Origin of the sequence: Pseudolactococcus laudensis (genome assembly GCF_013449735.1) — a bacterium.
GTDB lineage: Bacteria > Bacillota > Bacilli > Lactobacillales > Streptococcaceae > Pseudolactococcus > Pseudolactococcus laudensis.
In genome coordinates, this window is record NZ_JACBNY010000022.1 from 1 (window position 1) to 26524 (window position 26524).

General features: G+C 39.3%; 25 protein-coding genes and 1 pseudogene. 22 read left to right on the forward strand and 4 right to left on the reverse strand.

The window, feature by feature from the left end; genetic code table 11:
* Positions 1 to 156 precede the first annotated feature (156 nt).
* Entirely contained in the window at positions 157 to 882 is a 726-nt protein-coding gene (locus HZR21_RS09645) for a biotin--[acetyl-CoA-carboxylase] ligase (protein ID WP_180747466.1), read from the reverse strand.
* A 162-nt stretch (positions 883 to 1044) separates the two neighbouring features.
* Between HZR21_RS09645 and metK the strand changes: the two genes are divergently transcribed.
* The 5 genes from metK to HZR21_RS09670 all read left to right on the forward strand — a co-directional run bounded on the left by metK (position 1045) and on the right by HZR21_RS09670 (position 8260).
* A complete protein-coding gene (gene metK / locus HZR21_RS09650; RefSeq protein ID WP_003137357.1) occupies positions 1045 to 2232 on the forward strand; it encodes a methionine adenosyltransferase in 1188 nt (395 codons plus the stop codon).
* A gap of 245 nt (positions 2233 to 2477) precedes the next feature.
* Entirely contained in the window at positions 2478 to 4082 is a 1605-nt protein-coding gene (gene rny, locus HZR21_RS09655; protein ID WP_180747467.1) for a ribonuclease Y, read from the forward strand.
* A gap of 466 nt (positions 4083 to 4548) precedes the next feature.
* Positions 4549 to 5178 carry a guanylate kinase gene (gene gmk, locus HZR21_RS09660; protein ID WP_003137362.1) on the forward strand — a complete coding sequence of 210 codons (630 nt, stop codon included), beginning with the start codon at positions 4549 to 4551 and terminating at the stop codon, positions 5176 to 5178.
* A 166-nt stretch (positions 5179 to 5344) separates the two neighbouring features.
* Positions 5345 to 5755 (forward strand): DNA-directed RNA polymerase subunit omega, encoded by a 411-nt coding sequence (rpoZ, locus tag HZR21_RS09665; protein WP_180747468.1) that lies wholly within the window; start codon positions 5345 to 5347, stop codon positions 5753 to 5755.
* Positions 5756 to 5863: 108 nt separating this feature from the next.
* Positions 5864 to 8260: a primosomal protein N' gene (locus HZR21_RS09670; protein ID WP_180747469.1), complete on the forward strand. Its 2397-nt coding sequence runs from the start codon at positions 5864 to 5866 to the stop codon at positions 8258 to 8260.
* Positions 8261 to 8420: 160 nt separating this feature from the next.
* Here HZR21_RS09670 and HZR21_RS09675 read toward each other — a convergent pair whose 3' ends face one another.
* On the reverse strand, positions 8421 to 8906 hold the full coding sequence (locus tag HZR21_RS09675; RefSeq protein ID WP_180747470.1) for an NUDIX hydrolase: 486 nt from the start codon (positions 8904 to 8906) through the stop codon (positions 8421 to 8423).
* 156 nt (positions 8907 to 9062) lie between these two features.
* Here HZR21_RS09675 and rlmB point away from each other — a divergent pair, with 156 nt between their 5' ends.
* The 17 genes and pseudogenes from rlmB to HZR21_RS09760 all read left to right on the forward strand — a co-directional run bounded on the left by rlmB (position 9063) and on the right by HZR21_RS09760 (position 25525).
* Positions 9063 to 9833, forward strand: coding sequence for a 23S rRNA (guanosine(2251)-2'-O)-methyltransferase RlmB (gene rlmB / locus HZR21_RS09680; RefSeq protein WP_180747471.1), 771 nt, complete (start codon positions 9063 to 9065; stop codon positions 9831 to 9833).
* A gap of 16 nt (positions 9834 to 9849) precedes the next feature.
* A complete protein-coding gene (locus HZR21_RS09685) occupies positions 9850 to 10362 on the forward strand; it encodes an NYN domain-containing protein (RefSeq protein ID WP_003138446.1) in 513 nt (170 codons plus the stop codon).
* A gap of 49 nt (positions 10363 to 10411) precedes the next feature.
* Positions 10412 to 11281: a DegV family protein gene (locus HZR21_RS09690; protein WP_180747472.1), complete on the forward strand. Its 870-nt coding sequence runs from the start codon at positions 10412 to 10414 to the stop codon at positions 11279 to 11281.
* 161 nt (positions 11282 to 11442) lie between these two features.
* Positions 11443 to 12813 carry a cell division protein FtsA gene (gene ftsA, locus HZR21_RS09695; RefSeq protein ID WP_180747473.1) on the forward strand — a complete coding sequence of 457 codons (1371 nt, stop codon included), beginning with the start codon at positions 11443 to 11445 and terminating at the stop codon, positions 12811 to 12813.
* Between the two features lie 139 nt (positions 12814 to 12952).
* Positions 12953 to 13904: pseudogene (gene ftsZ / locus HZR21_RS09700) on the forward strand (cell division protein FtsZ); the annotation flags it as partial.
* 317 nt (positions 13905 to 14221) lie between these two features.
* Positions 14222 to 14884, forward strand: a complete 663-nt coding sequence (locus tag HZR21_RS09705; protein ID WP_180747474.1) for a YggS family pyridoxal phosphate-dependent enzyme — start codon at positions 14222 to 14224, stop codon at positions 14882 to 14884.
* A gap of 49 nt (positions 14885 to 14933) precedes the next feature.
* Entirely contained in the window at positions 14934 to 15482 is a 549-nt protein-coding gene (locus tag HZR21_RS09710) for a cell division protein SepF (protein WP_180747475.1), read from the forward strand.
* A complete protein-coding gene (locus tag HZR21_RS09715) occupies positions 15482 to 15727 on the forward strand; it encodes a YggT family protein (protein ID WP_031366141.1) in 246 nt (81 codons plus the stop codon). The genes HZR21_RS09710 and HZR21_RS09715 overlap by 1 nt, the downstream gene beginning before the upstream one ends.
* Positions 15727 to 16524 carry a YlmH family RNA-binding protein gene (locus HZR21_RS09720; protein WP_003138456.1) on the forward strand — a complete coding sequence of 266 codons (798 nt, stop codon included), beginning with the start codon at positions 15727 to 15729 and terminating at the stop codon, positions 16522 to 16524. Before HZR21_RS09715 ends, HZR21_RS09720 begins: the two co-directional genes overlap by 1 nt.
* A 105-nt stretch (positions 16525 to 16629) precedes the next feature.
* Positions 16630 to 17334: a DivIVA domain-containing protein gene (locus HZR21_RS09725; RefSeq protein WP_180747476.1), complete on the forward strand. Its 705-nt coding sequence runs from the start codon at positions 16630 to 16632 to the stop codon at positions 17332 to 17334.
* Between the two features lie 495 nt (positions 17335 to 17829).
* On the forward strand, positions 17830 to 20628 hold the full coding sequence (gene ileS, locus HZR21_RS09730; RefSeq protein WP_180747477.1) for an isoleucine--tRNA ligase: 2799 nt from the start codon (positions 17830 to 17832) through the stop codon (positions 20626 to 20628).
* Between the two features lie 183 nt (positions 20629 to 20811).
* Positions 20812 to 22065, forward strand: a complete 1254-nt coding sequence (locus HZR21_RS09735) for a DUF4097 family beta strand repeat-containing protein (RefSeq protein ID WP_180747478.1) — start codon at positions 20812 to 20814, stop codon at positions 22063 to 22065.
* Positions 22058 to 22381 carry a PspC domain-containing protein gene (locus tag HZR21_RS09740; protein WP_180747479.1) on the forward strand — a complete coding sequence of 108 codons (324 nt, stop codon included), beginning with the start codon at positions 22058 to 22060 and terminating at the stop codon, positions 22379 to 22381. Before HZR21_RS09735 ends, HZR21_RS09740 begins: the two co-directional genes overlap by 8 nt.
* A 219-nt stretch (positions 22382 to 22600) precedes the next feature.
* Complete coding sequence (gene hprK / locus HZR21_RS09745) at positions 22601 to 23524, forward strand: HPr(Ser) kinase/phosphatase (RefSeq protein ID WP_180747480.1); 924 nt, start codon at positions 22601 to 22603, stop codon at positions 23522 to 23524.
* A gap of 1 nt (position 23525) precedes the next feature.
* Entirely contained in the window at positions 23526 to 24323 is a 798-nt protein-coding gene (gene lgt, locus HZR21_RS09750) for a prolipoprotein diacylglyceryl transferase (protein WP_180747481.1), read from the forward strand.
* 117 nt (positions 24324 to 24440) lie between these two features.
* Positions 24441 to 24839, forward strand: coding sequence for a DUF948 domain-containing protein (locus HZR21_RS09755; protein ID WP_003138466.1), 399 nt, complete (start codon positions 24441 to 24443; stop codon positions 24837 to 24839).
* A 92-nt stretch (positions 24840 to 24931) separates the two neighbouring features.
* On the forward strand, positions 24932 to 25525 hold the full coding sequence (locus tag HZR21_RS09760) for a YtxH domain-containing protein (RefSeq protein WP_180747482.1): 594 nt from the start codon (positions 24932 to 24934) through the stop codon (positions 25523 to 25525).
* A 120-nt stretch (positions 25526 to 25645) separates the two neighbouring features.
* Here HZR21_RS09760 and HZR21_RS09765 read toward each other — a convergent pair whose 3' ends face one another.
* Positions 25646 to 25813, reverse strand: a complete 168-nt coding sequence (locus tag HZR21_RS09765) for a DUF3042 family protein (RefSeq protein ID WP_003138468.1) — start codon at positions 25811 to 25813, stop codon at positions 25646 to 25648.
* 623 nt (positions 25814 to 26436) lie between these two features.
* Positions 26437 to 26524, reverse strand: an 88-nt coding sequence (locus HZR21_RS09770; protein ID WP_139949446.1) for an IS3 family transposase, incomplete at its 5' end; no start/stop codon positions are given.

Genomic DNA, 26524 nt, shown 5'->3' on the forward strand with positions numbered 1-26524 from the left:
TAAGATATAATTAAACATGTCTTTCCTTCTCTTTTGTGTTGCTTAGTAACTCACATTATAGAAGGAAGGATTTTTTTATGCAAAAAAATCGCCTGGGAAATTTTCCCACACGATTTATTATAGAGCCAAAAAAAGCTCTGACACCATTGATAGGTATCAGAGCCATTTTTTTAGAGAAATTTCGCCAGAAGATAGGACTTTGACTAGGCCGTCAGAATTGACAATTAGCTCGCCAGTTTCTGTTAAATCAGTCGCGGTACCAATAATGGTGCGACCGTTTTCTTCAAATTCGACTGTTTTGCCGAGGATGAAAGAATGTGACTTATAGATGTTGAAAAAATCTTGACTGCTACTTAACAGGTGAAATTGTGACCAGATTTCAGCAATTAATGCGTCACGTGTGATGGTAGGTGTTTCATTTGTAAAGAGAGAGCCTGCTTTTTCTCTTAAGGCAATAGGGAAGTTTTCAATATTAAAATTTAGGCCAACACCGATGATAATTGAGTTGCTTGATAGCAGATGCTCGACTAGGATGCCACAGATTTTTTTATTGTCTAAATAAATATCATTGACCCACTTGACTAGTGGTTTTTTTGTCGTTAAATTTTCGATAGCTGTAAGGACGGCAGCAGCTGTTAATATGGTATAGTCTTTGACGTCTTCCGATATTTTAAGGACAAGTGACATATAGATGCCATCACCATTGGAGGCAAAATATTGCCGACCAAAGCGACCACGCGTTTGTGTCTGCATATCTGCGATGAATAATTTTTTGTCGACTAGGTCATTTTTGGCATCAATTTGTGTTGAGGTGGTTTCAGCTACGACGGATACGTCTGTTAGCCAAGGATTTTGGGCTAGAATCGTTTCTCTTTTAATCATGCTTAAATTATATCACGGAATTAGCCAGAAATGATGGCGAAAAAAAGTTGGACGTGGTAGAATAGGAGTGTTACTTTCCGAAGGTGGTTTTTAAGAGTACCTCTTAATTTTCCAAAAACCGTTTCCTGTAACCGAAAAACTAGAAAAGTAGGGGAAAAAATTATGTCAGAAAAAAATCTATTTACCAGCGAAAGTGTGTCAGAAGGACATCCAGATAAAATCGCCGATCAAATATCGGATGCGATTCTTGATGCGATTCTGACGCAAGATCCAGATGCTCACGTTGCTGCTGAAACAGTGGTTTACACGGGTTCTGTTCATGTGTTTGGTGAAATTTCAACGACAGCTTATGTCAATATTGACGAAATTGTCAGAAATACGATCAAAGAGATTGGCTATACCGATGCTAACTTTGGTTTTGACTATAAAACAGTTGGCGTTCATCCGTCTATTGTTGAGCAATCACCAGATATTGCCCAAGGTGTTAATGAGTCTAAGGAAGTTCGTGAGACTGAGCAAAAAGATGAGCTAGATTTAATTGGCGCAGGCGACCAAGGCTTGATGTTTGGTTTTGCTAGTAAAGAAACGCCAGAATATATGCCATTAGCGATTTCATTGTCGCATCAATTAGTGAAAAAATTAGCTGATTTACGTAAATCAGGTGAGCTTGCTTACTTACGTCCAGATGCTAAAAGTCAAGTCACTGTCGAATATGATGAAAATGATGTTGCAAAACGCATTGATACTATTGTCATTTCAACACAGCACGCACCTGAGGCGACCAATGATCAAATTCATGCGGATGTCATCGAAAAAGTCATTAAAGCAGTGATTCCTGCTGAGTTATTAGATGATAAAACAAAATATTTCATCAATCCGACAGGTCGTTTTGTTATCGGTGGTCCTCAAGGGGATTCAGGTTTGACGGGTCGTAAGATTATTGTCGACACTTATGGTGGCTATGCGCATCATGGTGGTGGCGCTTTCTCAGGTAAAGACGCGACGAAAGTTGACCGTTCAGCCTCATATGCTGCACGCTATATTGCAAAAAATATTGTTGCTGCAGGTCTTGCTGAAAAAGCTGAGATTCAGCTTAGTTATGCGATTGGTGTTGCCCACCCGATTTCGATTCATGTGGATACATTTGGTACTGGGAAAGTCTCATCAGAGCGCTTAATCACAGCCATTCGTGAAAACTTCGATCTTCGTCCTGCTGGGATTATTAAAATGTTAGATCTCAAGCGCCCAATTTACCGTCAGACAGCTGCTTATGGTCATTTTGGTAGAACTGATGTCGCGTTACCATGGGAAAAATTAGATAAAGTTGATATTCTGCGTTCGCTTTTGTGAAATATCTTATAATATGGTATAATGAATTCGTATGTGTTAAGCTACTGCTTAAAACTACGAATTTTTTTAGGCATCCCTAAAACTGATATAGTAACGAAGATGTTTAAAAATTTATAATAAGTCATTTTTAGCAAGGGTTTGAAGGATACTTCAGGCTAGCAGACTGATGGATAAATTGAATTTTAAACGTTCTTTTAAGATAGAGGTTTTAACGATGATCTGATATTAGAATAATGAGGAAATCAATGATTGGAGTACTTATTGCTGGCACCTTCATCATTGCCTTGTTGATTGGATTAGGAATTGGCTTTGTTTTCCGCAACGCTCAATTAAAAAGTGCTCAGGCAGATAGCCAGAGTTTAATTGAAAATGCTGAAAGTAAAGCGAATGAACTCACAAGACAGGCTAAGGCCGAGGCTGAAAACCTGAAAAAAGAAGCTGAAAATCTGAAAAAAGAAAAGATTTTAGAGCTGAAAGAAGAGGGTCAAAAACGTCGTGAGTCGATAGAAAATGAATTTGCAGAAACTCGTACTGAGTTAAAAGAAACTGAGAAACGTTTGAAACAACGTGAAGAAATCCTTGATCGTAAGGATGATACTTTAACGCGTAAAGAACAATCTTTAGATTCAAAAGAAGAAAATCTATCAAACAAAACTAACACGCTCAACAAGCGCGAAGAAGCATTGTCGCAAATTGAAGCAGAAAAGGCTGCGGAGCTTGCACGGATTGCAAGTCTGAGCCATGATGAAGCAAAAAAAATTGTGCTGAGTCAAACTAAAGAATCTTTGTCAAAAGAAATGGCACAACTGATTCGCACGAGTGAAGATAAAGCGATAGCCGAAGCAGATAAAAAAGCCAAAAATATTATCACATTGGCGATGCAACGGGTATCAGGAGACTTCGTGAGTGAGCAGACGGTAAGTGTTGTGACACTGCCTGATGATGGCATGAAGGGACGGATTATTGGTCGTGAAGGTCGTAACATCCGGACTTTTGAAGCTTTGACAGGTATCGATGTGATTATCGATGATACACCAGAAGCTGTTATCTTATCTGGTTTTGATCCGATTCGTCGTGAAATTGCGCGCTTAACCTTGGAACAATTGGTCCAAGATGGCCGCATTCATCCAGCACGTATTGAAGAATTGGTTGAGAAAAATCGTAAAGATTTGGACCGCAAAATTCGTGAATACGGTGAGCAAGCTGCTTTTGAAGTTGGGGCGCACACGCTGCATCCTGACCTCATGAAAATCATGGGTCGTTTACATTTCAGAACCTCTTATGGTCAAAATGTGCTCAACCACTCGATTGAAGTAGCTAATCTTGCTGGTAATCTTGCTGGTGAGATGGGTGAAAATGTTACCTTGGCTAAGCGTGCCGGTTTCTTACATGATATCGGAAAAGCGCTAGACCATGAAATTGAAGGTAGTCACGTTGAAATCGGAACTGAATTGGCCAAGAAATATAAGGAAAATCCAGTCGTGATCAATGCGATTGCCAGTCACCACGGTGATACTGAGCCAACAAATAATATCTCAGTATTGGTTGCGGCAGCGGATGCTTTATCTGCTGCTCGTCCAGGAGCCCGTCGTGAATCAATTGAAAACTACATTAAACGCCTACAAAACTTGGAAGAAATTTCAAATGGCTTTGATGGTGTTGAGACATCTTTCGCGCTGCAAGCTGGTCGTGAAATTCGTGTCATGGTCAATCCAGCTAAATTGTCAGATGATAAAATGACAGTTCTAGCTCATGACATCAAAGAAAAAATTGAAAATGATATGGACTACCCAGGAAATATCAAGGTAACCGTTATCCGTGAAACTCGCGCGATTGATTACGCCAAATAAAAAAGACGTAGGGATAAAAATCTCTCCACAAATAGGCTATGAACGATTTCTAATGTTAATAGAAATCGTTCATAGCCTATTTTTGTGTCATTTTCCTCAAAATTTTAAAACAAGAATGTGATGCATTGAAAACAATACGAAATCGGTATTCTTTTGCCAAAACAATGCGAAATTGGTAAGAATAGTGATGTTTTTGTACGAAATCGGTATTCTTTTGCCAAAACAATACGAAATTGGTAAAAATAAGTTGTCTTTCTCTTTTGTGGCGGAGTACTTTTTTTAAAACCGCTGTTTTTGATGATAGAGTGGGAAACTAAGTCGGTTTTAGAAATCACAGTTTAGTCGTTTCAATCAGTCAAGCACCTTTTCAAATTAAAGAAATTATGGTAAAATGTAAAAATAACTAAATGAACGCACGAAAAGTGTTAATTTTTTTGTGTGATTCTCTGAAAGAAAGAGTGCAAACATGCCAGAACGTGGATTATTAATTGTTTTTTCTGGGCCTTCTGGGGTCGGAAAAGGAACTGTAAGGGCAGCGATTTTTGAATCGAGCCAACATCAATTTGAATATTCAGTGTCAATGACGACACGGAAACAACGTCCGGGTGAAATTGACGGTAAAGATTACTTTTTTAGTACGCGTGAGGCGTTTGAAGAGAAAATCAAGGCTGGTCAGATGCTGGAATATGCGGAATATGTAGGTAACTACTACGGTACGCCTTTAGAGTATGTCAATAAAACCTTGGATGAAGGCAAGGATGTATTTCTTGAAATTGAAGTGCAAGGTGCTTTACAGGTCAAGGAGAAAGTGCCAGATGGTGTTTTTATCTTCTTGACTCCGCCAGATTTGGATGAATTACGTGATCGTCTAAGCGGTCGTGGTACGGATAGTCTCGAAGTGATTAATGAGCGTATGGCAAAAGCGCGTGAAGAAATCAAACTCATGAGTGAATATGATTACGCTGTTGTTAACGATGAAGTACCACTTGCTGTTGAACGCGTGAAAAAAATCGTAGAGGCAGAACACTTCCGTGTGGACCGTGTGATTGGTCGCTATCAAGCAATGCTGGATGCTGCAACACAAAAAATCAAATAATGCCATTCATGTAAATAAGCGATTGTATTTAGATTACCTATAAGACGTAAGCTTATCTGCGAGTTAAAAATTAAATCCTGAACTGTTGTGACTCCGTTAGCGATCGATATATGAGATAGTTAACTTGAGAAACTAGAATTATAAATGATAAAGAGGTTATCAAATTATGATGTTAAAACCGTCAATCGATGTCTTGTTAGACAAAGTCGATTCAAAATACTCACTTGTTGTTTTAGAAGCAAAACGCGCTCATGAATTGCGTGATGGTGAAGCTGCGACGCAATCATTTTCATCTGTAAAACCAACTTTGCAAGCCTTGGAAGAATTGGCAGAAGGTAATGTTAGCATTCACCCTGCACCTGAAGCAAAACGCACGGCTTTGAAAGAAAAACGTGAATTGGAACGTTTGCGTAAAATTGATGAAGAGCGTAAAATCAAAGAGCAAATTGCTAAAGAACAAGCAGAAGAAGAAGCAAAACAACGTAAAGATAAGGGTGTTACTGAAGTGCCAGTTGTGGCGGCAGTAGAAACACCAGCAGCACCTGCCGCGGTTGAAGTAGACGCTGCTGCTGAGTAAAATAAAAACTGCTTTAGCAGTTTTTTCTTTTACTAAATCCGAGCATGCGGAGGTAAGGATTGTAAGCATCAATTACTGCCTTGTTTAAAATGCAATAAAGGAGTTGCTATGTCTCAAAAAATCGCGCAAGTGATTGTCGACGTACCGACAATGCAAACAGATAAACCATTTTCTTATTTGATATCAAAAGAACTTGCTACCTTAATCCAGATAGGCATGCGTGTTCATGTGCCATTTGGTCGAGGCAACCGTTTGATGCAAGGTTTTGTTGTCGGCTTTGAAGTTGAAGTATCACAGGAATCGACTGGGCAAGAACTGAAATCAATTGCCGAAGTTTTAGATTTTGAGCCAGTGTTGAATGCTGAACAACTTGCTTTAGCTGATGCCATGCGAGAAACGGTTTTTTCTTATAAAATATCGATACTCAAAGCCATGCTACCTAATCTACTCAATTCGTCTTATGATAAAGTTTTAACGACAGAGGATGAAAGCATCTTTAAACAGTATTTTAATGGTAATCAGGCTTTGCATTTCTCCAGTTTGGATGAAAGTGAACAGGCTGTCATGATGAAACTTCATCGTGAAGGTAAAATTTCAGTTCAGTATGTTGCCCAGTCTAAAGAAACCATTAAGACTAAGAAACGGTTAACGTTGGCTGACAAGCAAAAGTTAGATGAGTTACCAATCTCTGCTCGTGCTAAAAAGCGCTTGGCGCTACAAACGTTTCTACAAGAACAAAACCATGTCGCACAAAGTATCTGGGATTACACAGATTTAGTCAAGGCTTTTTCACGAGAAGTTGTTAAATTTTTCGTATCAGAAGGTGTTTTGAGTCTAACAGAGATTGAGGTTTCTCGGGCTCAAGCTTATTTTGAGACCGTTGCCTCAGATGAACATAAGGTTTTAAATTCTGAACAGGCGGCCGCTTATGAGGCGATTATTGATAGACAAGATAAACCATTTCTTTTAGAAGGTGTGACCGGCTCTGGTAAAACAGAGGTTTATTTACAAGTCATTGCACACATGATTGAGCAAGGCAAAACGGCGATTATGTTAGTGCCGGAGATTTCTCTGACGCCACTTATGACCAATCGTTTTATCGCGCGTTTCGGTGAGCATGTGGCAATCATGCACTCGGGCTTATCCGATGGCGAAAAGTATGATGAATGGCGCAAAATCAAATCTGGAAAAGCTAAGGTTGTTGTTGGGGCGAGGTCCGCAATTTTTGCGCCTTTGCACAACATAGGTGCTATCATTATTGACGAAGAACATGAAACCAGTTATAAACAAGATAGCAATCCTCGCTACCATGCGCGAGATGTTGCGATATGGCGTGCGCAGTATCATGGTGCGGCGTTGGTCTTAGGCTCTGCGACGCCTAGCCTTGAAACGCGTGCACGAGCGCAGAAAAATGTGTATCAACTCTTGCATCTAACGCAACGTGCCAACAATCAGGCTGAAATTCCTGAGGTTAGAATTCTCGATATGCGCAAGCACTTGAATGACAAGTCAGCCTCTTTTTCAGAAGTTTTACTTGATAAAATTTCTGAAAAAATAGCGAAACGAGAGCAAGTCGTCCTCATGCTTAATCGGCGTGGCTATTCCTCTTTTATCATGTGTCGGGATTGTGGCTTTGTACCAGAATGTCCAAACTGCGACATTTCGTTAACCCTTCACATGGATACTAAAACCTTGAACTGTCATTATTGCGGGCACACGACAGGTATTCCTCATACTTGTCCCAATTGTCAAAGCAAGAAAATTAGGTATTACGGTAGTGGCACGCAAAAAGTTGAGGAAGAGTTATCAGAACTCCTACCAGAGGCTAGGATTTTGCGGATGGATGTTGATACCACTAAGAAAAAAGGCGCCCACGAGCGGATTTTGTCAAGCTTTGGCGCCGGTGAGGCTGACATTCTTTTAGGTACGCAGATGATTGCCAAAGGCCTTGATTTTCCAAACGTTACTTTGGTTGGCGTTATAAATGCTGATACAGCTCTGAACTTACCCGATTTTCGCTCATCTGAACGCACCTTCCAATTACTGACTCAGGTAGCAGGTCGTGCAGGTCGTGCAGATAAAAAAGGCGAAGTCTTGATTCAGACCTTTAACCCAGAACATTACGCCATTCGTTTAGCGCAAGCGCAAGACTATGAAGACTTTTATCAGCTAGAGATGGACTTTAGACGGAAGTTGAATTATCCTCCTTATTTTTATACCGTACAGCTCGTCATATCTCATCAGGATGAAGACGAAGTCGTTAAAAAATCCTATGAAATCATGGCATTACTTAAGGCAAATTTATCAGAGCAAGCACGCATTTTGGGTCCTATTCCAAAACCCATCGCTCGGACGCATAATTTATATCACTATCAACTGCTGATTAAATATCGTTTCGAAGCCAATTTAGCACAAGCACTTAATCAAGTTTTGGATTTAACGCAAGTACCTGAAAATAAAAAACTGCGGATTATCATTGATAATGAACCGCAGAATTTTATGTAGTAGTTGGGTGCTGATTTTGACGATAATAATTTTAAATAGTTATTGATTAGAACAAAGTAAGAAAAAAAGGATGTACCCATTTTAAAGGCATATGTCTGAAAAGTCGCTTAAAGTTAAACTGTTAGGTTTAATTTTAAGCGACTTTATTAGTTTGAAGTATCTAAGCTTTGATGTGCCAATCTAAAAAATCACTTCTGTCTAAGTAACCTTCTTTTTCATGAAGTTCATCTACAATTTTTAAAACTAATGGTGAAGCATTAGAATCATTAATCGTATCAAATGCAATAAAAGTTATACCATCAGAGTCGTTGTCGCCATCTATGACTTGACTTGGAATGGTTGTTGGATTTTCAAAATCTAATTCGATATCATAAACAGCAAAAATATGGTGTACTGTCTTTACGTCATCATATGGTTTGACGAAGGCGTCGTAAATTCTATTGTTGTCATAACCTATCACTGAAAAACCGGTTTCTTCTTTGACTTCTCTTACAAGTGTTTCAGATAAACTTTCACCAACCTCTTGGCTACCACCAGGTAAGTCATATCTATTTTGATAAGGGCCAGCCGTTTTGTTAATGCAGAGTAGTTTATCATCCTTGATAAAAACGCCATACACACCAAAATGATTGCTTATGTTTTTCATTTTCTACCTCTCACTTTTTTGGTTTAATTTATTATAAATTAAAATAAGATAAATAGAAAGCGTTAATCGTGTCATGAGAGCTATATTATCGTGGGATTTTTAAGTTGATAAAGGGTGTATTAAACATTGTGGCTTAATATTTGCTATAATAGGAATATGAAAAAAAATCAGGAAAACTTTAACGAGACAGAAAACATTAATGACACGATTTACGGCGTTCACGCTGTCGTAGATTCGTTGACCGAAAATTTAGGCAATAAACTTTATATTCAAGACGATTTGCGTGGCAAAAATGTTGATAAAATAAAGGCGTTGGCAAGTGAGAAAAAAGTCGGTATTTCTTTTGTTAGCAAGGAAAAGTTAAAAGAAATGTCGGATGGTGGTGTTCATCAAGGGTTTGTCCTCAAAACAAGTGCTTATGCCTATAAAGAACTATCGGATTTATTAGCGTTGACAGAAAACGCTGAAAATCCTTTGCTCATTGTGATTGACGGTTTAACAGACCCTCATAATTTGGGTAGCATTCTTAGAACGGCAGACGCGACGGGTGTTTCGGGCGTTATTATCCCCAAGCATCGCTCGGTCGGCGTGACGCCGGTTGTTGTCAAAACATCCACTGGTGCCATTAACCATATACCAATCGCGCGGGTGACGAATTTGTCGCAAACCTTGGATAAGTTGAAGGCAGCGGGTTTTTGGGTCTTTGGTACGGATATGAATGGGACGCCGCATGCGAAATGGCAAACGCAAGGGAAAGTTGCATTGATTATCGGTGCTGAGGGTGCTGGCATTACGTCAAACATTAAAAAGCAAGTCGATGAGATGATTACGATTCCTATGAAGGGGCATGTTCAGAGTTTAAATGCTGGTGTTGCTGCGGGGATTTTGATGTATGAGTGGGCCAGAAATTTTGGGCAATCAAACTAGTTAAGGGCAGACAATTATGAAAAAACAACTTTTAATTGTTGACGGCTATAACATGATAGGCGCTTGGCAAGAGACACATCAGCTTTTTCAAAATAATGATTTGGAACAAGCGCGTGATTTACTACTAAAAAAGTTGTCAGATTATGCCGGTTTTGAGGGACTAGAAATTATCTGTGTGTTTGATGCTCAGTTTGTGCCAGGCGTGACGAGTAAATTTCATGTGCATAATGTGCTTGTGATTTTTACAAAAGAAGATGAAACAGCAGATAGTTACATTGAAAAATTGGCTGGTAAATGTAATAATGCCTTGACAACGGTTTATGTTGCGACGAGTGATTTGGCTGAGCAATGGGTGATTTTTTCACAAGGTGCGATGCGGATCCCGGCGCGTGAACTTGAGGAACGTGTGAATCTCAGAAAACAAGATTTGACGCGACATGCCACGACAATGACAACACAAAAACCACGGACTTCTTGGGCGGATGCTCAGTTAGATGAACTCAAAAAATTAATGTTTGAAATTGAGTGACAAAAGATGCGGAGATAACGCATAGATACTAAACGAAATTGGAGTGACCATGACTTATAAAATCATCACAGATTCGACGACAGATTTATCGGATGCTTATATTGCAGCGCATGATGTTGTGATGTTAGGCTTGACCGTAACGCTTGATGAAACGACTTATCAAACCGTTGGGCTTGACCGCCTCACGAGTGACGTTTTGCTTGAAAAAATGGCAGCAGGTGCTAAACCTGTTACCTCGCAAATTAACGTCGGTCAGTTTTCAGAGATTTTTAAATCAGTTATCCAATCTGGAAATGATGTGCTTTATCTTGGGTTTTCATCAGGTTTATCAGGTACTTATCAAAGTGCTGAAATGGCTAAACAACTTGTTTTAGATGAAATACCTTCAGCCCGTATTACGACAGTTGATACTTTAGCAGCAGCATCAGGCGAAGGCTATTTGGTCAAAGAAGCAGTTAAGCTTAGGGATAATGGTGCGAGTTTAGATGAAGTTGTGGCAGCGATGCAAGATTTGATACCGCGTTTACGTAGCTGGGTGATGGCTGATGATTTGTATCACTTGGCGCGTGGTGGTAGAATTTCTAAAACTGCAGCTACCGTAGGTACTTTAGTTAATATCAAGCCGATTATTGATGTTGACCCTGAAGGTCAACTCCGCCAGGTTGGCAAAATCCGAGGCAAGAAAAAAGCCTTGAAAACCTTAGTGGCAAATACCCTGACTGATTTTGACTCGGCTTATCCACATGTCATGATTGGGTACTCTGGAGAGCCTGATGTTGCCGAAGAGGTGAAAGCGGAATTACTGCAGTCAGATTTGATTACGGAAGTGACCCTAACACCTTTAGGACCAACGATTGCTACACATACAGGGACAGGTACGATTGCTATATTTTCAATAGGAAGAACACAGCGTCTCTAAAAGAATATGCATAAATAACGAAAATCACAGCAAATATCTTGTTTTGCTGTGATTTTGTGTTAAAATAAAAAAGAGTGTTTATGCCGATAATCGGATATTAGGCAACTTTTTACATAATTAAAATTGAAAATGATGAATGGATAATGGAAGGAGTCACTTTAATGGCCAAAAGTGGACTTTATACGGGATTGGATATCGGAACTAGCACAATCAAAGTGTTGGTAGCCGAATACGTCTCTGGTGAAATGAATATAATCGGCGTTGGAAATGCAAAATCTGACGGTTTAAAAAACGGTACAATTGTTGATATTGAGAAAGTTGCACAAGCGATTCGCAAAGCGGTAAATGCAGCTGAAGAACGTGCAGGCATCCAAATTACAGGGTTAAATGTCGCAGTTCCAGCTAATCGTCTTGAAGTCGATGCCTGTCAGGGTATGGTGACAATTAATAGCGAATCAAAAGAGGTCGTAGAAAGCGACATCAGCCAAGTCGTTGCTAGCGCCCTCATGCGTGGCATGATGCCTGAAAGAGAAATCATCGCTGTCGAACCAAAAGAGTTCACAGTTGACGGTTTTTCTGGTATCTCAGATCCGCGTGGTATGTTTGGTGTGCGCCTTGAAATGAAAGGGTTAGTCTATACTGGTCCTAAAACATTAGTACACAATATTCGTCGTGCAGTTGAACGTGCAGGACTTAAAGTTGATAATATCGTGATAGCGCCACTTGCTTTAGCACATCATGTGTTAAATGAAGGAGAACGTGAGTTTGGGACTGTTGTCATCGATTTAGGTGCGGGTCAAACAACTGTTATCGCAGTTCGTGACCAAGAATTACAGTTCGCTCATATCATTCCTGAAGGTGGCGACTATATTACAAAAGATATTTCAACAGTTTTAAATACATCTCTTGAGCAAGCTAATAATTTAAAACTTAACTATGGAGAAGCCTCTACAGAACGCGCTAGCAAGGAAGAAAAATTCCCTGTGGATGTCGTTGGGCATACTGAACCAGTTGAAATTACAGAGTTTTATTTATCACAAGTTATTGAAGCGCGCCTGACGCAAATTTTTTCCCGTGTTCGCCAAGACTTAGAGCGTTCGCGTGGCCTTGAATTGCCTGGAGGTATTGTCTTACTAGGTGGTGCTGCTGCAATGCCAGGTGTAACAGAGTTGGCAACAAAAATTATTGGTGCCAACGTTCGCCTTTATGTACCAAACGAAATGGGACTTCGCAACCCAACTTTTGCACAAGTGATTTCAGTTGTGGATTATGTTGGCAGCCGTTCTGATATTGAAGTTTTGGTGACAGCAGCAGCGGCAGGTAATGCAGTCTTTTCAGAACCAATTGTTGAGACGTATCATGAGCCTGCTGTTGCAACTTTTGCGGATAATGTCTATCCGCAAGCAACTGAAGACATGGGGTATGCGGTGCCTACACCACAACCACAACAGAGTGCACCTGCTCAAGACACTGAACCAAAAGAAGGTCTTGTTGATAAGGTTCGCAATATTTTCGGTAGTATGTTTGATTAAGTAGACGTTAACAACATAAAATAAGCTTGCTTAATCTTGCTCAACGGAACCGTCGAGGGTCTGGTTTAGAAGTTTTAGCAGTCAAGTCTGAAATTTTATGACTCGTTACGGTAAAAAATGAATTTGGAGATATAAAACAATGGAATTTTCATTTGATGAAGCGCTCACGCAAGGCGCAGTTATAAAAGTTATCGGTGTCGGTGGTGCTGGTGGCAATGCAATCAACCGAATGGTTGAAGAAGGTGTTTCAGGCGTTGAATTCATCGCAGCAAACACAGACGTTCAAGCACTTCGCGCCTCAAAAGCGGATACAGTGATTCAACTTGGACCGAAATTAACACGTGGTTTGGGTGCAGGCTCAAAACCAGAAGTTGGCCAAAAGGCTGCAGAAGAATCAGCTGAAACAATTCAACAAGCACTTGAAGGTGCAGATATGGTTTTCATCACTGCTGGTATGGGTGGCGGTACTGGTACCGGTGCTGCACCAGTGATTGCGCAAATTTCTCGTGATTTAGGCGCTTTGACAGTGGGTGTTGTCACACGTCCATTTGGTTTTGAAGGTTCAAAACGTGGTTACTTTGCTTCAGAAGGTATTGAATTGCTTAAAGCTTCTGTAGATACTTTGTTAATCATCTCAAATAATAACTTGCTTGAAATCGTTGATAAGAAAACACCTTTGAAAGAAGCTTTGCAAGAAGCCGATAACGTGTTACGCCAAGGTGTGCAAGGTGTCACTGACTTGATTACAAATCCTGGTATGATTAACCTTGACTTTGCGGATGTGAAAACAGTTATGGCAAATAAAGGTGATGCACTTATGGGTATCGGTACTGCCTCTGGTGAAGACCGTGTCATTGAAGCAACACGTAAAGCTATCTACTCACCATTACTTGAAACAACAATCGAAGGTGCTGAAAATGTCCTTCTAAATGTGACAGGTGGTATGGATATGAGTTTGACTGAAGCACAAGATGCATCAGAATTAGTGATTCAAGCAGCAGGTAATGATGTTAACATTCTTTTGGGAACATCTATTGATGAGTCACTTAAAGATGAAATCCGTGTAACAGTTGTTGCGACTGGCGTTTCTGAAGATGACTTGCAACAAGCAGCTACACGTCAAACACAAACAGCAGCACCAGTTGCTGAACAACCTCGTCGTCGTGTATTAGGCTCATCAAACCTTGATTTGTCAAATAATAATTTTGCTACACGTCAAAAGACAGCAGCACCTGAAAGTTCAGCTCCTGAGTCAGCGTTTGGTAACTGGGATATTCGTAAAGAAAACACAGTTCGTCAAACACCGTCAGAGCCAACAAGTACAACTGGTGTTAGCAGCTTTGGTGGGGCAACAACTTCATCAAACGATGAAGACCTTGATATCCCACCATTTTTGAAACGTTAAGCGATGACAATTTCTGAAAATTTTGCAACTGTTTTGGAACATGTTACTGCCGCTGATACAAAGGCAGGGCACAAGACAACCGTTATTGGTGTGACTAAATACGTTGATGCAGACAAAGCTAGAGAATTGGTTGAAGCTGGTATCACACATATCGCAGAAAATCGGACGGAACTTTTTCTGGACAAACAGGAAAAGCTGTCTGATTTACCAATTACTTGGCATTTAATTGGCACCTTACAGCGTCGCAAGGTCAAAGATGTCATTAACCATGTAGATTATTTCCATGCGCTAGACTCGATTAAGTTAGCACATGAGATTGAAAAACGTGCGGACCATGTCATCAAGTGTTTCCTACAGGTGAATGTTTCAGGAGAAACTAGTAAACATGGTTTTTCTCCAGATGAATTAGCAGATGTTTTGCCGGAAATTTCTAACTTATCAAAAGTTAAAATTGTTGGCTTAATGACAATGGCACCGATTGATGCGAGTGAGACAGAGTTGATTGAAATTTTTGACAAGGCAAAGAGCTTACAAGTAGAGATTGCTAGTCAAGATTTACCTCGTATACCATGTACAGAACTATCGATGGGTATGAGTCAGGATTATCAGCAGGCGATTTTGCACGGTGCAACTTTTGTTAGAATTGGTAGCAAGTTTTTTAAATAAAGAACGCCTCTAAATGTTAGAGATGACTAAAATAAGTAGGTAGAAATTAATGGCTTTAAAAGATTACATTGAGAAAGCAAAAGATTATTTTAATTTAGGAGAAGAGGAAGAGTCGGCACCAACCGCTCGTCCACAAGTAGTGCCTAATCAGGCATCAGCACAACCGCAAGCGCAAGCACGCCCGCAAGTTGTGACAAACGTTTCACCTAAAGCAGAAATAAAATCAGAACGTAAGCAAAGTCGTCAGTCCGACATTGCTGCAAATACAACACGTCCAACATCACAGCAACGCCCGGTTTCTTCTAGCATCGTACCAACGATTGCTATTAAAGAACCAGCTGCTTATGATAACATTATGGAATCAGCACGCGTGATTCGTAATGGTGAGAGTGTCTTGGTCAACTTTAAAAACATGGGAGACCAACAAGCACGTCGTTCAATTGACTTTTTAACAGGTGTTGTTTTCACACTTGATGGCGATATCCAAAATGTTGGGGGTCAAATTTTCTTACTCACACCAAATGGTATGACAGTAGATGCGGAAAAAGAATTAAGCATTCTTGCAGGTCGCAACTTTGAAGGTTTGGATACATACTGATGATTATATATTTATTGTATCGCCTCATTACTGTTTATGAATGGCTTTTGATTATCTATGCCTTACTAAGTTGGGCACCTGATTTAAGAAATAGTCAAGTCGGCAGAATTATCGGACAGTTATCTCGTCCGTTTTTGTCGATTTTTGACCGTTTACCCCTTCAATTTGCCGGACTCGACTTTACAATTGTCGTTGCCGTTATCGCCCTGAACTGTATCCAACGTTTGTTGTTGATGATTTTCTGATGACCCAAACGATTTATCAGCACTTTCGCCCCACTGAACGTGCTTTTATTGATAAAGCCTCTGACTGGCTTACGAGCGTAATTGACAGCTACAGCTTAGTGACCACAGATTTTTTAAATCCGAGACAAGTCTTTATTTTAACGACTTTGGTGCAGGGGCAACATGCGTCAGACATTCAGATGTTTACTAGCTCAGCTATCGCTGAAACAGAGTATGTGAAGGTGATTTTAGCCCCAACTTATTATCAATTAGAGAATGCTGATTTTGAGTTGGCTTGCTTACAGATTGACTTTGCCAGCAAATTTGTTACACTCAAACATTCACAAATCCTTGGCACCTTATTAGGTGAGACAGGACTTGAACGCTCTAAAATTGGCGATATCGTCGTCCATGATACTTTTGCTCAAGTCTTTGTGGATGCTAAGTTAGCAACATTGATAGCGGACAGCATTCATAAAATTGCGCGCAGTGGTGTTAGAATTCGAGAAATTGACGTGACAAAATTCGTGAGTACAACTGAACAAGCTGTTACGAAAACTGTTACTTTATCAAGTTTGCGATTAGATAAAGCTATTGCAACTGTCTTCAATATGTCTCGCAATTTAGCACAAAATTTGATACAATCAAATAAAGCTAAAGTCAATTATGCAGAAGTCTTGCGAAATGATTTTGAGCTAGTTGCTGGTGATTTGGTCAGTATTCGAGGTCTTGGCCGATTAAAAATCGGACAAATACTCGGGCTAACGAAAAAAGATAAAGTCAGAGTCGAAGTCCAAATCATCTCAACCAAAAAGTAAATTGACTTTTGAAGATGTGATGATGTATCTCATTAAAATTTGTTATGATAATTGCGTCACAAATTTTAAGGTAACAAAAATGAATGATAATAGGAGGTAGCACCTATGACTTTAAATAGTTTAGATGTTCAAAATAAAACGTTTCAAACCAAGATGCGTGGCTACAATAAAGCTGACGTTGATGACTTTCTCGATTTAATTATTCGAGACTATGACACATTTGCTGAAAAGATAAAAGATCAAGAACGTGAACTGAAAAGTCTACGCGAACGTGTAGAATACTTTGAAGGCATGAAAGAATCGTTGAACAAGTCAATCGTAGTTGCGCAAAGTGCCGCAGATAACTTGAAAGAACAAGCAATCAACGAAGCAAATGGCGTGACATCTGAAGCAGGTCAAAAAGCACAATATATTTTGGAATCTGCTAAAAAAGAAGCTGGCGGCATTCTAAATTCAGCCTCAGACGATGCCCGTCGTTTGGTTAAAGAAACCGATGAATTAAAACGGAAAATGCGCATTTACCACCAACGTATGATGTTGATGGTAGAAGCACAACTTGAAGGTATCAAATCTCACGAATGGGAAGAAATCCTTAAACCAACAGCGACTTATATCGGAGACGGTGAAGAGAAATTGAAAGAAATTATTGAGAGTCATGAAGGCAATACTGTACAAATTAGTCACACAGTAAACCAAGTCTCAGATATCCTTGATGCCGAAGAACACGAAGAAAGTATCGAAACACTTGAAACAGCCGAATCAGTCGATTCAGTTGATTCAGAAAAAGAAACAACAGATTCTGAAGTTTAAAAACAAGTACAGGTCACAAACGAATATATCTAGCGAGCAAGAGATGGTGGAAGCCTTGCAATCCCTTCGTTTTTGATTATCACCTTGTTTATAACTCATGCTTGCTTAGCCATTTAGTAGGAAAGCCCTAGTGTGAGAAAAATAATAGTTTGGTCTACTTTATCTGACTTTTGAGGCTTGAGTAATCAGGTGAATTAGGGTGGTACCACGGCTTTTCGTCCCTTACGGAAGGCCTTTTTTTGTCGCAATTGCTGCGTTAGATTTCAGCTCACAACCCCAAGGTTGCGTCGCTACATCTGCCTTGCCCTTGCGCCAAAAAAATGAACATTGTCGCAATTGCTGCGTTAGATTTCAGAATACACCCTAAAGTTGGATTGTTTTATCTGTTTTGTACTTGCATCAAATGAATACTTTTGTCAATTTAAAATTTGAAATTATAGAAAGTGAGGCGATGCGCTAATTTGTGGAAATATCACGGTTAGCTCATAACTGAATATGAAAATTAAAGAAACCTTGAATCTAGGAAAAACAGCTTTTCCAATGCGTGCTGGTTTGCCTAACAAAGAGCCAAAAATGCAAGAAGCTTGGGATGAAGCTAATCTTTATGCTTATCGCTTGAAAGAAAATGAAGGGAAACCATCGTTTGTCCTTCATGATGGCCCTCCCTATGCTAATGGTGATATCCATGTCGGCCATGCGATGAACAAAATTTCTAAAGACATCATTATTCGTTATAAAAATATGGCGGGATTCCGTGCGCCCTACGTACCGGGTTGGGATACACATGGTTTGCCAATCGAGCAAGTCCTAACTAAAAAAGGCATCAAACGTAAAGAACTTGATCGTGCTGAATATCTTCGCATGTGTCGGGACTACGCTTTAACACAGGTAGACTTGCAACGCAAAGGTTTCAAATCTTTGGGTGTTTTAGGTGATTGGGAAAATCCTTATGTCACTTTGCAGCCGGAATTTGAGGCAGCGCAAATTCGCGTTTTTGGTCAAATGTCTGAAAATGGTTATATTTATAAAGGTGCTAAACCAATCTACTGGTCACCATCATCTGAAAGTTCGCTTGCAGAAGCAGAAATTGAATATCAAGATGTTCGTTCTGCATCGATTTATGTTGCTTTCAAGGCAACAGATACCAAAGGACTCTTGCCTGAAGGTGTAGAATTCGTCATCTGGACAACAACACCATGGACAATTCCATCAAACTTGGGTATCTTTGCACATCCTGATTATGATTACGTTCTTGTTGCAGTTAATGACCGTCAATTTGTCATTGCCTCAGAGCTACTTAACACAGTTGCTGAGAAATTAGAGTGGGTAGATTATAAAGTCCTACAAACAATCAAAGGTTCTGAGCTCGACAGTATGGTTGCCAAACATCCTTTCTACGATCGTGATACTTTAGTTATGAACGCAGAATATGTGACCCTTGATTCTGGTACTGGACTTGTCCATGTCGCACCAGGTCATGGTGAAGATGACTATTTCTTCAGTCGTAAATACAAACTTGGCGTTCTATCACCAATTGATGACCGCGGCTACTATACAGATGAAGCACCAGGACTTGAAGGCCTCTTCTACGATGAAGGTAATAAAAAAGTCACAGAGTGGTTGGAAGAAAACAATGTACTATTGAAACTTGAATTCTTCACCCACAGCTACCCACATGACTGGCGTACGAAAAAACCAGTTATCTTCCGTGCCACACCACAATGGTTCGCCTCAATTGACAAATTCCGCGAAAATATCTTGAGCGAAGTTGAAAACGTTGACTGGATTGTGCCATGGGGTAAAACACGTCTCTACAACATGATTCGCGACCGTGGCGACTGGGTTATCAGCCGTCAGCGCGCATGGGGTGTGCCACTACCAATCTTCTATGCTGAAGACGGAACAGCCATCATTACGTCTGAAACGACCGAACACATTGCACAGCTTTTCGCTGAACATGGTTCTATCATTTGGTGGGAACGTGATGCTAAAGACCTGTTGCCGGAAGGCTTTACACACCCAGGCTCACCAAATGGTGAATTTACGAAAGAAACGGATATCATGGATGTCTGGTTTGATTCAGGTTCATCATGGAATGGTGTACTGAACCAACGCGAAGAATTGACATATCCAGCAGACCTCTACCTAGAAGGTTCTGACCAATACCGTGGTTGGTTCAACTCATCGATTACAACCTCTGTTGCGGTTAACGGCATTGCACCATATAAAGCTGTCTTGTCACAAGGTTTTGTACAAGATGCTAAAGGTCGCAAATTCTCTAAATCATTAGGTAATGGGATTGCACCAAAAGACGTCACAAAACAATACGGTGCGGATATTCTTCGGCTTTGGGTGGCTAGTGTTGATAACACATCTGATGTACGTGTCTCAATGGATTTGATTGGGCAAACATCAGAAGCCTACCGTAAAATCAGAAATACTCTACGTTTCTTGATTGCCAACACATCAGACTTTGATAAAACAAAAGATGCAGTTGTTTTTGAAGACTTGAAAGGTTCAGACAAGTACTTACTTGTGAGATTGAACCAAGTTATCCAATCTGTTCGTGAAGCCTATGACCGCTATAACTTCATGGAAGTTTACCGGACGATTTTCAACTTCTTGACGAATGTTTTGTCAGCTTTCTACCTTGATTTTGCTAAAGATATTGTCTACATTGAAACAGCAAACTCAACTGAGCGCAGACGTATGCAGACAGTCATGTATGATGTTTTAGTCAAATTGACAAAATTATTGGTGCCAATTGTACCGCATACTGCTGAGGAGATTTGGACTTACCTTGAGCAAGAAGAGGAAGCCTACGCTTACTTGACTGAGATGCCATCTGCTGAGCTTATCCCAGATGCAGCGGAAATGCTTGATTTCTGGTCAGCATTCTTGGAATTCCGTACGAGTGTACACAAGGCCTTGGAGATGGCACGTGATGAAAAAGTCATCGGTAAATCTTTGGAGGCTAGCGTGACGGTCTATCCAGATGAAGCGACGAAAGTTTTGTTAGCAAGTGTCGCAGAAACAGAAAATGTGGCAACACTACTGATCGTCTCAGAATTTATCGTCTCTCATCAAGCAGCACCTGAAAATGCTGTAAAAGTAGGAGATACAGCAATTACGGTTGCACATGCTAGTGGTGAAGTTTGTCAACGTTGTCGTCGAATTGATGAAACGGTTGGCACAAATGCTAATCCACATTTAGCAGAATTTTGTGATCATTGTGCGAGCATCGTTACTGCGGAGTTCCCAGATGCAGTTGCTGAAGGTTTTGAAGTGAAATAAGGATTCAAAAGAAAAATCAGACTTAGGCCTGATTTTTTTTGAGCTTTGAAATGCGATAATAAAGGTGTAGATAAGAGTATCTACAGAATTAACTCTGGTAAATTAATGTATCGCGATGAACAACAGACTAAAAAATTAATGTGACATCCGGCACAAAAACAATTAAAAAGAAAGTGTGACGATATGAATAATCAAAAAGAAAGAATCATGGATTTGATGCGTAAAGGCATCATTACCGAAAGTGAAGCAATTGAATTGCTCGAAAAAGCTGGTTTAAATCAAGAAACAGTATCTGGCGATGAGACAGGACAAAAAACTGATAAAGATGGTTATCAAACAGAATCATCAGAAGCGGTTAAACAGTTTGTCAATCAAGCAGGTTCTCTTGTGAAAAGTCTTTTCCAATCTGCTAAAAAATCTGTCGATAATAATGTGGATTTCAGTAACGGTTTCCCAAGCCTTAAATATGTCTCAAAATCAGATTTCAAGGCATTTGAAGGTGACATTAAAGATATCACAGTTTCAGCAACATCTGGTGATGTGACAGTTGTCACAAAAGATATCGAGAAAACGATTATTGAAACAACTTATAAAGTATATGGTGGTGTGACAGAAGATGCGTTGGAAGATTTCTTACGTGATAATGTCATTATTGAACTTGACCAAGGTGAATTAGTTGTCAACGTTAAGAGCAAACGGATTGTTGTTGAAATGACAATTACACTCGCTGCTAGTCAAATTGAAGATGCTAAGTTTGATGTAGTCAATGGTACGACGGTTATTAAAGACCTTGTCGCACAAGACCTCAATATAAAAAAAGCAAATGGTGACTTGAGTATTTTAGGTGGTGATTTTGAGCACGTGACTGTTAAAGCAGTCAATGGAGAACTCAAATTAGTCACTAACTTTGACACAGCTGATATTAACAGTGTCAATGGTGAGATTTTAGTTACAGCAACATCAATGTCTGCTGAAAATCTAAAAGTTAAAAATGTTAACGGAGATGTCAAAATCTCAGTGCCTAACAACATTGGTGTTGTTGGTTATGTCAAAACAACATTTGGTAAGTATAAAACGCGGATTGCACTTGATAACCCACTAGAAATTACCAAAAATGGAGCAGCCCTAATCAGAACAGCGACCAACAGTTTAACCTTAGATATTGCAACCAATACGGGTAGTATCTGGTTAAAAGACGGTGAAGCAGCGCATCAAGAGACTGCAACAGCACCTGTCACGCCAGCTCAAACTGAGGAAACGGAATCAGGACAAGTGACTGAACAAGCTGAAGTAACAGAAACACCAGAAGTAACAATACCAGAAAAAACTGAACAATCTGAACCAACGGTTGTTCCAGAAGTCGATAATTCAAAATTTGATACAATTTTAGAAAACAAACCAGATGATGAAAGTGAGGTGAATCAAAGCCATGAGTAAACAACTGACAAAATCAAGAACCAATAAAAAAGTTTCAGGTGTGATTGGTGGCCTTGGTGAGTATTTTGGTTGGAGTTCGGACGTTATTACTATCGTTCGGATTGTCTACGCTGTTTTAGCTTTAACAAGCTTTGGCTCTCTCCTACTAATTTATATTGTCGCAGCAATTGTCATGCCGCAACCAACTCGAAATGAATGGAAAAATAAACAGGATTTTTCTGGATTTTCACAATGGCCTGGAGACAAGCCAACACAAAAAAATAAAATGAAAGATGTGACACCCTTTGATGATGATGACGATTGGTCACAATTCTAAAGGCGAACATATCAACAAAAATAACGTTTCATCTGACCACAGATGGAACGTTTTTTTATAATTTTTGATATAATAAAAACAAGTCAATCTTATTTTATCTGTTAAGATAAAGAATGATGGGAAATGCCTTAAAAAAGGAATGCCCCCGCTTGGACGTAGCGCAAGCGTAGGTCAAGTTTCAAGCATTCACTAAAATGAATGTGCAGAAAGGGAAATATTATGGTCATAACAGTCGCTGAATTAATTGAAAAAATTAAATTTGATGTGATTTACACGTCGGAAGACGCATTGAAAAAAGAAATAACTACTTCTGATGTGACTCGTCCAGGATTGGAAATGACGGGGTATTTAGAATATTATACGCCAGAACGGATTCAACTTTTTGGGATGAAAGAATGGTCTTATGTTCAAAATGTCATTGGTGATAATCGCTATGACTTACTGAAAAATGTTGTGACAGATACAACACCTGCAATAATTGTTGCTAGAGGCTTAACGATTCCAGATGAAATGGTTAGCGTGGCTAAAAAACGCGATACTGTCCTTTTACAATCAACAGAACCGACAAGCCGACTTAATGGTGCGATAACAGCCTTTTTAGATGAAAAACTGTCAACGCGGACAACCGTTCATGGTGTACTCATGGATATTTTTGGAGTGGGCGTGCTCATTCAAGGCTCATCTGGCATTGGTAAATCTGAAACTGGTTTGGAGCTTATCAAGCGCGGTCATCGGTTAGTCGCAGACGACCGCGTTGATGTTTACCAAAAAGATGAATTTACAGTCATGGGCGAACCAGCCGAAATTCTTCGACATTTAATTGAACTACGTGGTGTTGGTATTATTGACGTCATGAGTCTTTTTGGTGCTGGTGCTGTCATGGACAGCTCGCAAATTGATTTGAGCGTTTACTTGGAAAAATTTGAAAAGGGTAATACCTATGACCGTCTCGGTAATGGAGAGACGACTATTGACTTTTCAGGTGTTCCTGTCCCACAAGTTAAAATTCCAGTTACAACTGGTCGAAATGTGTCAGTCATTATTGAGGCAGCGGTCATGAATTTCCGTGCAAAAAATATGGGCTTTGACGCAACAAAGATGTTTGAAGAACGTCTATCTAATCTGATTGCGAAGAATTCATAAAATGGGACAATTATTTTTAGCGATTAATCCAATCGCACTTAAACTTGGACCATTTGAAATTCGTTGGTATGCCTTGTGTATTGTTACAGGTGTTGTTGTGGCTGTTTGGTTGGCAATGAAAGAAGCACCACGTAAAAAAATCAAGCCAGATGATATTTTAGATTTTATTTTGATTGCTTTTCCAGTCTCAATAATTGGCGCACGCCTCTACTATGTCTTGTTTGATTTTGGCGCTTATCGTCAGAATCCGGCTGAGATTTTTGCCATCTGGCATGGCGGACTCGCTATCTACGGTGGCTTGATTGCAGGTGCTGCAACCCTGTTCATTTTTTCTTACTACAAAATGATTGCCCCGCTTGATTTTCTAGATATTGCCGTGCCAGGCGTCTTAGTTGCACAAGCCATGGGACGCTGGGGAAACTTCTTTAACCAAGAAGCCTTTGGTAAAGCAGTCGACTCATTAGACTACCTACCTAGTTTTATTAAAAATCAAATGTATATTGACAACAGCTATCGCACCCCGACATTCCTCTATGAATCTTCATGGAATCTCATCGGATTCATTCTCGTCATGAGCCTACGCCATCGACTTAAAGGACTAAAATCAGGAGATATCGCAGCCTTCTACCTCGTATGGTATGGCATAGGGCGATTCGTGATTGAAGGGATGCGAACAGACAGCCTCATGCTAGGTCCAATCCGTGTCTCACAAGCTCTATCGCTAGTCCTTGTCGCAGCCGGCATCATCCTAGTTTTAGTCAATCACAAAATGAGCAAATATTTCCTTAATAAGCAGTAATTTGCTATAATTCAAATAGAGGTATCGTCATTCTGGGTAATGGTAGTGGCTTAGCGAGACTAAGCTGTTATGAGTATCGAGAAAAACGAAAGTAACACATATAGAAAAGAGGTAGGTATGGGAGAAATAGCATTGATTATCATCGCTGTTGCCGTAGCAGTCTTAGTGATATTTTTGGTAGTTTTAATTGTCAAGGTTATGAAAACGGTTGATGAAATGAATCGGACGATTGCAGTTGTTACACAAGATACAGACATTCTATTGAAACAAGCAGATACGTTAATGGCTAAGACCAATACCCTGCTTGACGATGTGAATAGTAAAATCGTCACAATCGACCCACTTTTTACGGCTGTTGCAGATTTATCTGAAAGTGTTTCAAAAATGAATCGCTCTGGTAATGACTTTGCAACCCGTTTTAAAGGAAAGGCAGCCAATGCAGGTAAAGCAACGGCTATCGTTACCTTGGGACGTGGTGCAGGTAAATTCTTTAATCGAAAAAAAAGCAGAGCATAACGTTAGGTTAACTCGAAGTCTAGATCTTAAAGAGTTTGAGAAGGTCAAGTTTTAAGATTTTACTAAGTAAAATCGCAAAAAGGAGAAAAATAATGGCTAAGAAAACAGGTTTTTTAGTAGGCGCAATCTTAGGGGCTTTGGCAGGTGCAGCAGCAGCATTGGCGACAGCACCAAAAGAAGGTAAAAAATTACGTCAAGACGTTAAAGATTTTTATCAAGATTATAAAGAAGACCCTAAAGCTAAGTTTGACGAAGTCAAAGATACAGCATCTAATTTTTATGATGAAAAATCTGGTCAATTGGTTGACTTTTCAACTGAGAAATATAATGACATCAGAGAAAAATTCGATAATGGCGACATTTCAGCTGAAAAAGCAAAAGACTTTTTAGTCGCAAAAAAAGATGATATTAAAGCCAAAATCGACTCAGGTGAATTATCAAAAGAAAAAGTTCTAGATTTCTTAGCACTGACAAAAGAAAAGTTTGCTGATAAAGTTAGTGAACTTTCAGCTACAGTTGCTGAACAAACAGAAGAAGTAGAAGACGAGTTTGAACTGGAATTAGAGCAAGAAGACTTGGTCAAAAAAGCAGATGAAATTTCTGCCAAAGCAGACAAGTTAGTTTCTAAGACAGCAACTCAGGTTGGTGAAGCTGCAGAAAAAGTTTCTGACAAACTGGCTGACTAAAATAAGCTAAGAAAAAAGGACTGTCAAATGGTTTTGGCAGCCCTTTTTTTAATCGGTTCGTTTAATGCAGTCGAGACGTATCACCCTAACTAACTTAGAAGCTAGTCAAGTTAATATAAATTAATGTGACACACGTTTACGTGCAGCCTTACGACGATTTTCGTTAATGAATTCTTCTTTTTTGAGTTCAGGGTCAATAATTGTTTTCTTGACAGCGAAAACGCCAGCAGCAGTTGCAGCGAGAGTTCCGATAACACCAGTAATGATACCTTTACTAAATTTCTTCATTTGAAAATCCTCCTAAGTTATATGCTATAATTTAATTATAACATCTTTTTACTTAAAAGTGTTGTAGATTCAAGCTCTGTTTGTTTAATGCTTGAAAATTAATGTAAATTAACCAAAAAACTAACCAAGCAATTAAAATCATTAGTTGAATAAAAAATAAAGTCCATCAGTGAAAAAAATGATGGACTTTATCTTTTATTTTAAGTATGATGTTCTAGATATTATAGATTATTTTTTAATATAATGATTTTGATACTTTCAATCAAGCACAACACACCTAAAATGATTATGTATATTGTCGTACCTTGTTTTTCTCCTGTTTCTGGTAATTTATTTTGAGTTATATAGTGCGCTATTTTTGATGTCTATATCCAAACATAAACTTTTGGAATAGGTATTCATACTTGATTTCTTTTCCTTTTTATCTATAATTAGTTAACCAGTTGACTTTATTGGTGAAATAATTGGTAGTTATTAGAGGTGCCCTATAGTCTGAGCAAATATTTGAAGAGTAGCCATTATAATTTGAATATATAATAAAGTGTATTAGTTTAATATTGATACATTTTTGACGTTAAGTCAAGTTTTTAGAGTAACAAACGTAGAATTTTAATCTATTTATTTTAAGCACTTACCTTTTCAAATTGATTAGGTGTAAGATACCCTAAACTTTGATGGATTCGTTTTGAATTATAAAAGGCTTCGATGTAC